The organism is Vibrio sp. HDW18 (genome assembly GCF_011306175.1).
In the GTDB taxonomy this organism is placed as follows: Bacteria; Pseudomonadota; Gammaproteobacteria; order Enterobacterales; family Vibrionaceae; genus Vibrio; species Vibrio chanodichtyis.
Map to the genome: position 1 here is coordinate 75296 of NZ_CP049913.1, position 14165 is coordinate 89460.

Annotated in this window: 8 protein-coding genes and 1 pseudogene; 2 read left to right on the plus strand and 7 right to left on the minus strand. The window is 49.2% G+C overall.

What is annotated here, in order from left to right; translation table 11 throughout:
* Window positions 1–9 precede the first annotated feature (9 nt).
* Together G7083_RS00340 and G7083_RS00345 are read right to left on the minus strand one after the other, a co-directional pair.
* Window positions 10–1197, minus strand: coding sequence for an HlyD family secretion protein (locus G7083_RS00340; RefSeq protein WP_166013044.1), 1188 nt, complete (start codon window positions 1195–1197; stop codon window positions 10–12).
* Window positions 1198–1211: 14 nt separating this feature from the next.
* Complete coding sequence (locus G7083_RS00345) at window positions 1212–2666, minus strand: AdeC/AdeK/OprM family multidrug efflux complex outer membrane factor (protein ID WP_166013045.1); 1455 nt, start codon at window positions 2664–2666, stop codon at window positions 1212–1214.
* A gap of 106 nt (window positions 2667–2772) precedes the next feature.
* Between G7083_RS00345 and G7083_RS00350 the strand changes: the two genes are divergently transcribed.
* Window positions 2773–3375, plus strand: a complete 603-nt coding sequence (locus G7083_RS00350) for a TetR/AcrR family transcriptional regulator (protein WP_166013046.1) — start codon at window positions 2773–2775, stop codon at window positions 3373–3375.
* Window positions 3376–3442: 67 nt separating this feature from the next.
* Here the strand turns inward: G7083_RS00350 and G7083_RS00355 are convergent, their stop codons facing one another.
* Window positions 3443–4633: a DEAD/DEAH box helicase gene (locus tag G7083_RS00355; protein WP_166013047.1), complete on the minus strand. Its 1191-nt coding sequence runs from the start codon at window positions 4631–4633 to the stop codon at window positions 3443–3445.
* A 158-nt stretch (window positions 4634–4791) separates the two neighbouring features.
* Window positions 4792–6144: a molecular chaperone gene (gene yegD, locus G7083_RS00360; protein ID WP_166013048.1), complete on the minus strand. Its 1353-nt coding sequence runs from the start codon at window positions 6142–6144 to the stop codon at window positions 4792–4794.
* A gap of 197 nt (window positions 6145–6341) precedes the next feature.
* Between yegD and G7083_RS15045 the strand changes: the two are divergent.
* Window positions 6342–7071, plus strand: a pseudogene (locus G7083_RS15045) (IS630 family transposase).
* 126 nt (window positions 7072–7197) lie between these two features.
* On the opposite strand, the gene G7083_RS00375 reads toward G7083_RS15045, so the two are convergent.
* The 3 genes from G7083_RS00375 to hrpA form a co-directional block, all read right to left on the minus strand.
* A complete protein-coding gene (locus tag G7083_RS00375) occupies window positions 7198–9414 on the minus strand; it encodes an esterase-like activity of phytase family protein (protein ID WP_166013049.1) in 2217 nt (738 codons plus the stop codon).
* A 183-nt stretch (window positions 9415–9597) separates the two neighbouring features.
* A complete protein-coding gene (locus G7083_RS00380) occupies window positions 9598–10077 on the minus strand; it encodes an outer membrane beta-barrel protein (RefSeq protein WP_166013050.1) in 480 nt (159 codons plus the stop codon).
* A 121-nt stretch (window positions 10078–10198) separates the two neighbouring features.
* Window positions 10199–14125: an ATP-dependent RNA helicase HrpA gene (gene hrpA / locus G7083_RS00385; protein WP_166013051.1), complete on the minus strand. Its 3927-nt coding sequence runs from the start codon at window positions 14123–14125 to the stop codon at window positions 10199–10201.
* Window positions 14126–14165: the final 40 nt, after the last annotated feature.

The window sequence follows — 14165 nt, forward strand, 5'->3', positions numbered from 1 at the left end:
GGCTTCACCTTAGCCTTGCTCGGATGCTTTTGCCGCACGATACTGAACCAGAGTCTGCGGATCGGTATTGGCAGCGGTATCGACCGTCACCACCATCGAAAGCCCAACTTGCAGTGGATAGGCTTGCAAATCTTTGGGATCGAGCTCAATACGGATCGGTAAGCGCTGCACTACTTTAATCCAGTTACCCGTCGCATTTTGGGCGGGGATCATCGAAAATGCGGATCCGGTTCCACCAGAAAAACCAGCGACCACGCCATGATAAGTTACGTTGTCGCCATACAGATCGGCAGTTAAAGTGACCGGCTGCCCGACTTTTACCTGACGTAGCTCGACCTCTTTGAAATTGGCATCGACATACATCTGATGGGTCGGAACAATCGCCATCAGCGGTGTGCCGACTTGAACACGGCGTCCCACTTGCACTTGACGTTTGGCAATCACCCCACTCATCGGGGCGCGAATAATCGTGCGTTCAAGGTCGATGCTTGCTTGCTCAAATCTTGCCTTAGCTAACAACACTTCTGGGTTGCTCTCTAGCGTGCTGTTATCGGTTAAAGCGGCATTAGCTTTTTGTGAACCGATCGCGGAAAGCTTGGTGGCCTGTGCTTGCGCCATCGCAGCTTGAGCTGCATTAAGATTGGCCTCGGCTTGGGCATAACTGGTTTTGGCATTGGTCAACTCTTCCCCGGAAACCGAGCCAGAGCGCACCAAATCTTCACGGCGTGACAAATCAATCTTTGCCCGTGCAAAATCGGCTTGGGCCGCGTTTAACTGAGCCTTAACTCGCTGCTGATTGGCTTGCTGTGCCTCAACCATCGCGCTTAAACCTTCATCGTTAGCCAGATAGCTGCGCACTCGGCGCTGTGCCAAGGCTAAATCCGCCTCCGCTTGACGTAAGGCCAGTCGCGCATCGCTATCATCCAATTGCACCAGCACATCGCCCTGTTTTACGTATTCGGTGTCTACCACCTTGACTTCGGCAACGATCCCGCTCACCGCCGGCGTGACTTCCGCAATTTCAGCAGCAGCATAAGCGTTATCGGTTGAAATATAACGCGAGCCGATAAAATGCCAATAAGCGGCATACCCGCCACCGGCAACCACAATCGCAGCCGCTAAAGCGAGAAAACCGGTTTTGCGTGATTGTGCCGCACGCTCACCATCAAATTCGGCATTAGTATTATTTGAATTCATAGCAAAGAAACCCATTAAGATTCTGTTGTAGTAAAACCACCGCCCAGCGCATGGATCAGCGCCAGATCAAGGCTAAAAGCCCGTGACTGTAAATTAACCAGTGCGGTTTGATTATTGAGTAGTGACTCTTCAGCCACCAACACATCAAGATAAGTGGCTAATCCACCTTGGTAACGATTGGTCGCAATACGGTGAGCAAGCTCTGCCTGATGTACGGCTTGCTCAGTTTTGCTGATCCGTCCCTGTAAGGCTTGGCGACTGGTAAGTACATCCGCCACTTGGTGCAATGCATCAATTAGGGTGGCATTGTATTGCGCTACCGCTTCTTGATAACGAGCTTGCGCCGCGGTTAACTGCCCTTCTAAACGCCCACCCGTGAACAGTGGTAGATAAATCGCAGGCCCGATCGCCCCCGCGTCATTACCGCTGTTAAACAAGTTATCAAGGCCAAAGGCTTGAAAACCGATAAACGCCGACAACGTCACATCAGGATAGAATTGTGCAGCCGCAATACCCACATGCTGGGCCGCCGCCGCGGCACGCCAACGTGCAGCGGTAATATCAGCCCGATGCCCTAACAGGCCAATGCCAGCATCTTGAGGCAAACCGTAATCCGCATTTAGCGCAATGTGTGGCTCACTAATCGTGAGTGCACGATCAGGCCCCTGCCCAACCAAAGCCGCTAATTGATTCTTTTGCAGTTGGATCGCTTCATTGATAGCCAGCCATTCAGCTTCAACACTAGCCGCAATCGCTTTAGCTTGACTGACGGAGCCTTGCGTCTCCAAACCATTCCGGTAACGCATCTCCAGCAGCTCAACGGTTTTGCTACGCACTTCCAGTGCAGCATGCACGGTATGTTGATTAGCATACAGCCGCGCCAATTCCGCATACGCATTGGCAATCGCGGTGCTGATCATTAACCGAGCAGCCGCATTTTCTGCAGTTGCTGCCGCTAATTCGGAAGTCGCCGCCGTCAGCACAGCACGACTCTTCCCCCAAAAGTCAAAGTCATATTGAAAATTAAGCGTCAAGGTACCGTAATCATTCCATCCATCCGGTGGATTAGCGGTTTGATAACGCTCACTGACTTTACTTTGAGTCGCCGATGCCGCTAGCCCTAAATCGAATGAGCGCGCCGCGCCAGCTTGCTGAGCCAAACCTTGCGCGCGCGTTAATCTCGCCATCGCCATATCCAATGATGGTGAATGGAGTAAAGCTTGTTCAATCAATTGATTTAATTGTTGATCTTGATAACGCAGCCACCAATTCGCTGATGGCCAGTCCATAGCAGCTTGATGAGAAAAGGTGCCGGTGACGCCCAGTTGATTGGTATCGCGGATTGTCGCCAGATCAGGATAATCATCCGCCACCGAGCAGCCGACTAACATCAAGCTACTCAGTAAAGAAACGGCAAAATAAGGCGCAGTTTTACGCAGTAAACTGGCCGCTTGAACGCTATTTTTCACATTTGAACACCCTATAACTAAACCATACAGTACGGTTATACCCTTGACAGCAGGACATCGTCAAGGGAAACTTATGCCCAATTGCTAATTGAACATAGACATCATCATGCGCGTAAAAAGTGAAGAAAAAAGGCAGGCAATTTTAGAAATTGCAAAAGATTCCTTTACACAACAAGGCTTTGAGCAAACTTCCATGTCGCATATTGCCAAGATGCTGGGCGGTTCTAAAGCGACCTTGTACAACTATTTCAGCTCGAAAGAGGAGATCTTTGCCGCGGTGATGGAGTCCTCCGCCACCGAGCAAATCGCCCTTTCTTTCCTCTCGCTGGATCAAGATCGAGAAATTAAAACCGCGCTTTTAGAATTTGGTTACAATTTTTTGAACTCCGTCTTAACCCCAGAAGCGATGGCGATTTATCGGATGGCGATCCACGAAGCGGAGCGCTCGGAAATCGGCCGCCATTATTATGAAAATGGCCCGAAACGGGGTTGGACACGCTTAAGCCGTTATATTGATGGCCAAATCGCCTCTGGTGCTTTAAAAGCGTGCGATCCTTGGATTGCTGCGATGCATTTTAAGGCACTGCTTTCTGCGCAATATTTTGAACCTTACGCATTAAAAGCGGTGGCCAAACCAACCCCTAGTGAGCTAAAAAGCACCACACAATGTGCCGTAGATGCTTTTTTGTGTTTATACGCCGCCAGTTAACACTAATTCGGCGTATAAAAAAGCCGGGCATGTCCCGGCTTAGTGTTTTATGGTGTCGCTCGCTTGACTAAACTGGCTCGCGCTTATGTTTCGGCACGTAGTTCAAAATCGAAATCGGCACGGGTTTGCTGGGTTCAAACCCTTCAACCACGCGGCGCTCAATCAAATGGCCTAAACGGCTTTCAATCATGCACAGGTTTTTGAAGTTGTCTTTTGAAACAAAAGAAATCGCTTCACCGGTTGCATCAGCGCGTCCGGTACGGCCAATTCGGTGCACATATTCATCGGCAGGGAATGGTAAATCGTAGTTCACCACACGAGAAAGCTGGTCGATATCAATCCCGCGTGCGGCCACTCCGGTTGCGACCATGTACTTAATTTTGCCTGATTTAAAATCTTCCAATAACTGAGCACGGATCGCTTGGCTACGCCCGCTATGAAACGCTTCGGCTTGAATACCGCGTTTTTCCAGTTGAGCCGCCAGCTTGGCCGCACCATGTTTGGTTTCGATAAAAATCAACGCTTGATCCCATTGCTGCTCGGTGATTAAGTGACTGAGCAAGGCTGATTTTTTGTCTTTATCGACCGTGATAAGCCACTGGCTAATATTACTTTTTGATGCTTGATTGGCAGCGATGGTAATTTCATAGGCATCATGTACCGCGGTTTTCGCCAACTCACGCACTTTACGTGACAGGGTCGCAGAAAACAGCAAAAACTGCACCTCGCGCGGCAAGCAGTCAATGATTTTATTGATCGCTTCAATAAAGCCCATATCGAGCATACGGTCGGCTTCATCGAGCACTACCATCTCGATCTCTTCGAAATAGACCGCACGTTGGCCATACAAATCCATCAAACGGCCTGGGGTCGCAACCAGCACATCCACACCATCCAGCAAACGCTGCTTTTGCGCCTTTTCATCCACCCCACCAAACACGGCTAAACTGGTTAAACCGGTAGCTTGGCCATATTGCTCCGCTTTCTCCGCCACCTGCATTGCCAGCTCACGAGTTGGCACTAAAATCAGCGCGCGCACGCGTTTTTTACGCTGCGTTTGCCCTTGGCGCAGTTTTTCCAAGATAGGCAGTACGAAACTCGCGGTTTTACCCGTACCGGTTTGCGCGGCAGCAATCACATCGCGACCTTGCAAGATCAGCGGGATCGCTTGGGTTTGGATCTGGGTTGGGGTTTGGTAACCCAGTTGCGCTACGGTTTGTACCAGAACGTCACTTAAACCAAGTTGAGCAAAAGACATAAATAGACTCTAAATCGATAATAAAAGGGCTGAGTTAAAAAGCTCAGCCTAAAAAGTTGCGCTGATTCTAACACCAAGCGCTGACTGACGGGCGGATTTTATTCACAGGAGCTGGCAGCATAACAGCGCTATTTCACGCAAACAGTTAACACAAACCGTTAACGAAAACAGACTTGTGCCCAGCGTGCTAGACCGGCGGTGACCGAGCCAAAGTAATTACCACTGACCAACGGAATGTTAGGCAATGCCTGCTCAACCCCGGCGCGTAAAATCGGTGAACGGGCGCTACCGCCGGTCATAAAGATCACATCTGGCATCACACCACCAAGAGTCACTGCTTCGCTCACCAGCTCAATCATTTTGCTCTTTGGCGTCTCAATCGCCTCCATCATCGCCTCACGCGCGATAGCGACATCCAACTGTTCGGATAACACCTTGATTTGGGTGGTCACTTGCGCCAGATCTGACAGCGCTATCTTGGCTTCTTCAGCTTTTTTGACCAAACTATAGCCGAGTTTATCGTGATATACCGCGAGCAGACGGGCCAGTTTTTCTGGCTCACGCGCTTCTTTGTGCAGACGCTTTAAATCTGCCAAATTTTCACGAGCAAAAAACTTGCTTTGCGCGCTCACATCATTAATCGCGATCGGGTTCCAAAATTGAGTGATCGGCATATCGAGCCCACTTTGGGTTTGGCTACCAAACCCAAACGGTGTCATTAATTGCTTAAAAGCCAAATGAATATCCAGATCATTACCGCCGATGCGTTGCCCGCTATGCGCAATCAAGCTTTGGCTGCGATCTGCTTTGCCGCGCCAAGATGGCCCCATGCGTAGCAACGAACAATCAGTGGTACCGCCACCAATATCCACCACCAACACGGTTTTATCTTCAGTTAGGGTGGCTTCGTATTCCAAGCCAGCAGCTACCGGCTCAAATTGAAACTCAAGCTGACGAAATCCGGCGCGAGTGGCCGCTTGGCGCAAAATATTCTCCGCTTGACGATTGGAATCCGCGCCGCCTCGGCCTTGGAAATTAACCGGACGGCCAATCACCGCCTGATCAATGATCGTATTTGAACGCGTTTCGGCCTGAGTTTTAATGTTCGCCATCATCGCACACACCAGATCTTCAAAAAATCGCAGTTGCATCGCGTGCAATCCGATCGATCCCAAGAACGATTTCGGCGATTTGACGTAATAAACTTGCTGTGGATCCGACAAGTAACGATCCAGCGCCGCCTGACCGAACACCACATCATCAAACTGCAGATCAATCCCTTCCTCGCGGTTAGCCGCTACCGAACGACGCAGTAATTGCTCGCCAAGCGGATCCGTAGGCGCGATGTGTCGATGTAGAAATAGATGCTCAGTTACCGAATCACGAGTTGGCGCCGCCAACGTTGAGGGAAGATAAAAACGGTCATGCTCAAGGGCAATCAACTGCGGATGCTCACCCTGCATGCTGGCCACTGAACAGTTGGCGGTACCGTAATCAAACCCGATAAACATCTGCATACTCCTACTCTTGCACGAAAAAGGCCGGCGATACTACCGCAAGCTTTGGTTTATCTCTAGCAGAAGTTGTTGTTGGGTATCCAAGCTTGGCGGGTTGGCGACCATTGCACCAACACCAGGAATCCTTGTCATACCAATCAAAGAAAAAATATGATCTAATTGAGGACATTCAACGATAGAACTTATTCACTATGGACAGCCTCAATAATATCGACTTTAAAAAGCTCGCAAGCCAGCAGAAATCTATTCAGATGAAAATGAGACTGCTGGCCCTCGACCATTTCAAAGATGGGCACTCTCGCACCCAAATCGCCAAGTTTCTTAAGGTCAGCCGAACCAGTGTTAATCGGTGGGTTCACACTTTTCTTGAGGAAGGATTAGAAGGCCTCAAGGAAAAACCAAGAACGGGACGACCACCATTCTTAACATCCAAGCAAAGAGAGCAATTGAGCCAATACATCAAAGATAAAGCCAATGATACACTAGGCGGACGACTCACTGGGGCCGACATCCACGCTTATATCGTGAAAGAATTTGGCCAGCACTACCACCCTGATTCTATCTATTACCTGCTCGAGCACATGGGGTTCTCTTGGGTAACTTCTCGCTCCAAACATCCTCGTCAATCCCAGCAAATCCAAGACGATTTTAAAAAAATTTAATGGTGCAAGCTGGCACACAGAAGATATTGCCAATGAATTTCAGAACCTCAGTATCATCAAACTCCCGCCCTATTCCCCTGAGTTGAATCCAATAGAACAAGTATGGAGTTGGTTAAGACAACACTATCTAGCCAACCAGTCTTTTACGGATTACGAAGACATTGTCTCCAAAGTATGTCGGGCTTGGAATAGTTTTTTGGAATGCTCGGCCAGAGTCAGACAGATGTGTTCGAGAAGGTGGATAGAGCTGACCAGTTAATTTTCCAGATTGGTATCAGAGCTGTAGCTGTGATTTAAGCATGAAAAAAGCCAGCAACGGCTGGCCTTAGGAAATTTAGAGCAATATCGCGACTGGCGATGTGCTTAACGAAATGATGCGTTAACGTTAAAAAACCTTATTCACTTTAAAAAAGTGGGTTTCGCCACTGCTATCATCGACGCCATCATTATCCGTCACAGCGTAACCTTGACCTGACGCATCAATCGCAAAGCCTTCAATCTTATCCAGCACATAACCCTTGCCTGCTTTAAGGTCCGGCAGGAAATCATAGGCTAATTGCTTGGTGACCACCGGCAGCTTGCTACCTAATGGCGCCGGTTTTACATCGGCCAGTGCCACTTTGTAAAGGCGCTTAATTTTGGCTTGTTCAGCGACTTGGTTATCCCGCTCTACCAGATATAACGCATCATTAAAATAAGTGATTTCCGATAAACCGACCCAACCTTGCGCACTCTTCTCTAACGGATAATGCACCGCTGACCACTGCTCAGTTTTGGTGTTATACGCCAGTAACTTGGTCAGTGCTTTATCATCGTTTTGCCATGGCCGCTGGATAGCAACCCAGAGTGTATCCCCAACCAGGGTGATCCCTTCTGCGCCAAAGCGAGTTTGCTCGGCAAGTAACTCGGCGGGGAATTCCACGGTTTGGGTGATGCTGCCATTCGCATCGACTCGATATAGAGCATGGGGCACTTTTTTATCGAGATTGCCTTCGGAAGCGAGCCAAAAACCGCCGTTTCCATCGCTGGTGATACCTTCTAAATCAAGATGTTTGGCGACTTTACCGTCACGTTTAACCGTGATCGCACGCTCAATCACCGCTGGTTGCTTGGTTGAATCAATGGTAAAAATCGACGGCTGCGCAGCATAAAAGCTGTCATTGACGGCATACAGCTTACCCGCTTGTTGGGCATCACTCGTAAGCCCCGACAGCGCTCCCCAACCCATCGGTAAACCTTGCGCATCATTGGCTGAAACGATCTGTGGATAGTGAGCAGGCTTGTCACTCAACTGATAGATCATGATATGCGAACGTGCACCGCCATCTTCACCGAGATCCGCTTCATTAGCGGTGGCAAGCAGTTGGCGCTTGGGAATCGCAATCGCCGATTCAGGCGCGATCCCAGACGGCAAAACCTGCACAAATTCTGGTTTGCCACCGGTATCTTTATACACACCCACCAGTGAAGCCCGCTCCGCTAATACAAAAATATACTGCTGACCATTGAAGGTCGCGACTTCCAACCCTTCTGGCTCGATGCCTTTTTTATTGGAACGTTTTTCTGGATAGTGGCCAGCGCGGATCGCGTGATGCTCAAGCTCGGTACCGCTTTCAAATAGCACGCTGCCATTTTTATTGAAGATGGTAAAACCGCGTGCACCACCTTGGTAGTCCCCTTCATTGGCGATCACTAGCCGTTCATTATCCAGCCATTTAACGGCATCTGGCTCACGCAGCGCAGCTTTGATCACACCGTCAAACTGCAGCGCGCCATCTCTTTGGGTATCGACTTGAGTCAAATCAACCGCACCGGCAGAAAAATGATTCACCACTTTGCCAGTTGGTGCATCAATGATCACGATATGATTATTCTCTTGCAAAGTGACCGCAATTTGATGGTTATCATTAAAATCGACAAACTCTGGCTCAGGATCGTCACCGGCAATCTCAGCTAAGCCGGTCAATTCAACCCGCTGTAATGTATTACAATCTGGCTTGCCTTGCGCATCTGTGCTCACAATCACCACAAAGCCGGCCGGCATTTGCGGCATGGCGCCGTCATTGAGATCTTCATCACGCTCATTTTCTATCGCGACTGCAATATAACGACCATCTTTTGACACTGCGACGGAATCGGGCTGGCCACCCAGATCACACTGGGCAACCATCTTACGACTCGCGCTAGAAATCACCGCCAGATAGCCAGAGGGCTGGGTATAACTTGGCGAAGTATTCACACCAGCCAACACCCATTGACCAAACGCACTAACCGACGTTGGCTCACCATTGAGCGATAAAAAACCGGCCGCTTGCGGCGCAGCAGGATCTTTGATATCGACAAAGCCGATCCCACCCAGCGGGCTATCAGAATAAATTAAGGTATTACCATCAGGGGTGGCGGTGATAATTTCCGCCGAGGTGGTTTGCTTGACATCTTGATTGAGCGGGATATTGTTCGCCACGGAAAAACTGGCAATCCGGTTAAAACTATTGATAGAGTTAAAACTATTGATAGAGTTAAAACTATTCGCAGCACTTGGCAGCGCAACACTGGCCAATAGCGTAGCCAAAACCGTTAAGCGAAAGGGAGAACGGGCCATTTGAAATCCTTTTTATTCATCAACTGGCGCTTACCCTAGTAAGGCAAGATGACAAATTGGTGTCTAACCGATGTCAATTTAATGAAACGCAGCTGCGCTGGCAGCCATATCACTGACGCATCCCCCGATTGACATACAAAAAAGCCAGCCGAAAATGGGCTGGCTGACAAATATCGCTTTCAATTACAAAAAGTGCAGCGTGGCATTCAAAGCAATCGTGCTCACATCACGGCTATCCATGGTGTAGTTCATATAACTTGCACCAACCGATAGTGGGCCCATGATGAAGTATTCCGCGCCAACGCCGTACATTACATCCACCCCGTCATCGGATTTGCCACGATTAGCATCAATATCCCATGAATGGATGCCGCCTTTGGCATACACATGCAATGGGCCAAAATCAAAGCTTGGTTTCACCGCAAAGTACAGCGAAGAGGCTGAATATTCCACCGCACCAATATCAAAATCACCGTGGTTAACATAGCCAGCTTCTAGGCCAATGATGGGCAGAATGCCAGTGCCGGCATGTACCGAGTAAGAAGTGCCACTTTTGCCTTCAAAATCTGAGCGTCCAATCGAGGCACCACCATAGATCCAAGAATCGGCCAGGGCCGTTGAAGAGGCACCCAGTAATGCCAGAGCCAGTAATGTTTTTTTCATCGTTAACCTTCTTTTAATCATTGAGCAACCCTTGTTCCAAGTAGTTGCTAGTTTACGTGCCAATTTAGCGATTCGCCTCTGTTAAGCAAATTTCATACCTAACTGAAACATGCCAAGATGACTAACCAGCGTCAATTGCATGAATAATTCGTTTATCCGAAACCGGATACGGGGTGCCAAGCTGTTGCGCAAAATAGCTGACCCGTAGCTCTTCGAACATCCAACGGATCTCTTTGACAGACTCTGGCAGCGCCATCCCTTTTGGGATCTTGTTGAGTAATTGCTGATATTGTTTAGCCACTGACTCAATTTTCAACATATGCAGACGGTCTTTATTAGGATCGATCGGCAGTTTCTCCATTCGCCGTTCAATCGCGCGCAGATAGCGCAGAATATCGGGCAGGCGTTTCCAACCACACTCGGTAGCAAAACCGCTAAAAATTAGCCCTTCAATTTGTGCTTTCACATCCGATAGCGCAAACGCCATGGTGAAATCCACCTTGCCTTTCAAACGCTTATTAATGTTGTACGCGATGGTCAAAATGGTTTCCACCTGCTTCGCTATCTCGACGACCGTATCACCCAGCTCAGCACGTACATGCTCTTTAAGCGCTTCAAACGCTTGCGGCTGCCATACCATACCACCACGCTCTTCAATCAGCTTATCGATGCCACAAGCAATGCAGTCATCAATCAAATCCAGCACTTTGCCATACGGATTGAAATACAAACCGAGTTTCGATTTATTGGGCAAGTTAGCGTGCAGATATTTAATCGGCGATGGCACATTAAGCAAAATCAAACGGCGCTGACCAGCACGCATCGCGCTGAGCTGCTCTTGCTCGGTTTCAAACAGTTTAATTTCGACACTGTCTTTCTTATCCACCAGCGCAGGATAAGCTTTAACCTCAAACCCACCGCGCTTTTGCTGGTACATTTTCGGCAGTTCACCAAATGACCAAGTGTGCAGATCGCGCTGCTCAATATCATCGTCAGCGACTTGGGAAAGTGTCTGTTGCACTTGCTGTTTTAAGCTCTCTTTCAGTTCATGCAGATCGCCGTGTTCATTGAGCTTACGCTGGCGATGATCCACCGCACGGTAAGTCATTTTCAGATGTGCAGGTAACTGATCTAACTTCCAATCTTCGCGCTGCACGGTCACCCCCGTCATCCGGCGCAACTCTTTTTCCAATGCATCGAGTAGCGGCATTTCCAACGGCGTCACCCGCGCTAAAAAAGCGTCAGCATAATTGGGTGCCGGCACAAAATTCTTACGCAGGGTTTTGGGCAGTGATTTGATTAAACTGACCACCAGCTCATGCCGCAGGCCAGGAATTTGCCAATCAAAACCCTGTGGTTCAACTTGGTTTAAGATCGGTAGCGGGATATGCACCGTCACACCGTCACTATTTTCACCCGGTTCAAACTGGTAACTGAGCTTGAGTTTCAAATTGCCTTGATGCCAAAAGTTGGGATAATCCAGCTCAGTGATATGACTGGCATCGCCTTTAAACAGCATCTCTTTTTCAAAGCTGAGCAGATCGGGCGTTTTGCGGCTAGTGGTTTTCCACCACGCGTCAAAATGACGCCCTGACACCACTTCGCTTCCCACTCGTTGGTCATAAAATAGGAATAGCGCTTGATCATCAACCAAAATATCCCGACGACGTGACTTGTGTTCAAGCTCTTCCACTTCCGCCAGCAGAGCACGGTTTTGTTTAAAGAACGCATGTTTGGTCTCCCAATCGCCTTCAACTAATGCACTGCGCATGAAAATTTCGCGGCACAGTATCGGATCGATAGCGCCGTAATTGACCAAACGCTTCGGCACAATCGGGATGCCGTACAGCATCACTTTTTCATACGCCATCACTGCGGCATTTTTCTTCGACCAATGCGGTTCGCTATAGCTGCGTTTGATCAGGTGTTTGGCGAGCGGCTCAATCCAATCGGGTTCGATTTTCGCCACCACACGCGCCCACAATTTTGAGGTTTCCACCAGCTCTGCCGACATCACCCACTTGGGCTGTTTTTTGAACAAACTAGAAGCAGGGAAAATATTGAACCGCGCATTACGCGCGCCGTGGTATTCATTTTTTTCCTGATCTTTCATCCCGATGTGCGAAAGTAAACCGACCAAGATCGCACTGTGCACCGCATGGTAACTGCCCGGCTCAGTATTGAGCTTAAAGCCCATTTCACGAGTGGATTGATGCAGTTGGCTATACACATCTTGCCATTCACGCACCCGCAAATAGTTGAGATAATCCAATTTACACTGACGGCGAAACGCGTTACTGGTCAAGGCCTTTTGCTGCTCAGCGATATACAGCCAAAGGTTAACTAAGGTTAAAAAATCCGACTCGTCATGATTAAAACGACGATGTTTTTCATCCGCCGCTTGCTGTTTATCACTCGGTCTTTCGCGTGGATCTTGAATCGACAGTGCCGAAGCAATGATCATCAGCTCTTTTAAGCAGCCATTGTGAGACGCCTCTAGCACCATGCGCGCCAAACGCGGGTCAATCGGCAGGCGTGCCAACTGCTTACCACTTTCGGTAAGACGTTTTTTCGGATCTTTGACTTGATCGTTGATGGCGCCCAGCTCTTCGAGCAGGCGTACCCCATCTTGAATATTGCGTTTATCCGGCGCTTCCACAAACGGGAAAGCTTCAATATCCCCCAGACCGAGCGCAGTCATTTGTAAAATCACCGATGCTAAGTTAGTGCGCAAAATTTCCGGGTCAGTAAACTCAGGTCGCGAGAGGAAGTCGTCATGCGAATACAGTCGAATGCAGATCCCCTCTTCCGTTCGCCCACAACGACCTTTACGTTGGTTAGCACTGGCTTGGGAAATCGGTTCAATCGGCAGGCGTTGCACTTTAGTGCGATAGCTATAACGGCTAATGCGCGCGGTTCCCGGATCAATCACATATTTGATACCCGGTACGGTCAGCGAGGTTTCTGCAACGTTAGTGGCGAGCACGATACGACGGCCCGCATGAGATTGGAAAATCTTGTTCTGCTCACCGGCAGATAAACGGGCGTAGAGTGGCACAATTTCTGTATCACGTAGGTTACGTTTTGCAAGGGCATCGGCGGTATCGCGAATTTCGCGCTCACCGTTCATGAAGATCAGAATATCACCTAAGCCTTCCGCGCACAGTTCATCCACTGCGTCAAAAATACCGGCCAGTTGGTCGCGATCCGTTTCACTGTCATCCTCACTCGCCAGTGGGCGATAACGCTCTTCAACCGGATAAGTCCGGCCAGAGACTTCAATGATCGGCGCATGGCTAAAATGCTTCGAGAAACGCTCTGGGTCGATGGTTGCCGAGGTGATGATGACTTTGAGATCGGGCCGGCGCGGCAACAGCTGTTTGAGATAACCCAAGATAAAATCGATGTTGAGGCTGCGCTCATGCGCCTCATCGATAATGATCGTATCGTATTGACTCAAAAAGCGATCGTTTTGGATCTCGGCCAGTAAAATACCGTCGGTCATCAATTTAATTTGGGTCTGATCAGAAATTTGATCGGTAAAGCGCACTTTATAACCCACAAAACCGCCGAGTTCGGTTTCCATCTCTTCGGCAATCCGGTTGGCAACCGAACGGGCCGCCAGACGACGCGGCTGAGTATGACCAATCAGGCCATATTTGCCGCGCCCTAACTCGGCGCAAATTTTCGGTAGCTGAGTGGTTTTACCTGAGCCTGTCTCACCCGCCACAATCACCACTTGATGATGGGCAATCGCCTGAGCAATATCCTCGCGCTTTTGGCTAACGGGCAGTAAAGCGGGATAGTCGATTTTCGGCATCTGCTGTTTACGCTGCGCAACTACCATCATCGACTGTGCAATATCCAGTGCTATCTCATCAAAAACCGCATGACGAGCGGATTCATGTTTGATTTTGCTCGCGCCATCAATTCGTTTGCTGAGGCGAAAGCGGTCTTTGATCAGACACTGAGCCAGTGCCTGCTTTAAACTAGCCGCACTATTGGCTTTAGGCTGAGCGGCGGAATGGGTGGGCTGTGACGAGGTCAAAGCATTTCCTATGATTATCTTGGCAAAAACTGCACGAATT

Bases quoted from the DNA above. Each gene is read 5' to 3' on its own strand.
- G7083_RS00340 (WP_166013044.1), bottom strand. From the start codon at position 1,197: ATGAATTCAAATAATACTAATGCCGAATTTGATGGTGAGCGTGCGGCA.
- G7083_RS00350 (WP_166013046.1), top strand. From the start codon at position 2,773: ATGCGCGTAAAAAGTGAAGAAAAAAGGCAGGCAATTTTAGAAATTGCA.
- G7083_RS00355 (WP_166013047.1), bottom strand. From the start codon at position 4,633: ATGTCTTTTGCTCAACTTGGTTTAAGTGACGTTCTGGTACAAACCGTA.
- yegD (WP_166013048.1), bottom strand. From the start codon at position 6,144: ATGTTTATCGGGTTTGATTACGGTACCGCCAACTGTTCAGTGGCCAGC.
- G7083_RS00375 (WP_166013049.1), bottom strand. From the start codon at position 9,414: ATGGCCCGTTCTCCCTTTCGCTTAACGGTTTTGGCTACGCTATTGGCC.
- G7083_RS00380 (WP_166013050.1), bottom strand. From the start codon at position 10,077: ATGAAAAAAACATTACTGGCTCTGGCATTACTGGGTGCCTCTTCAACG.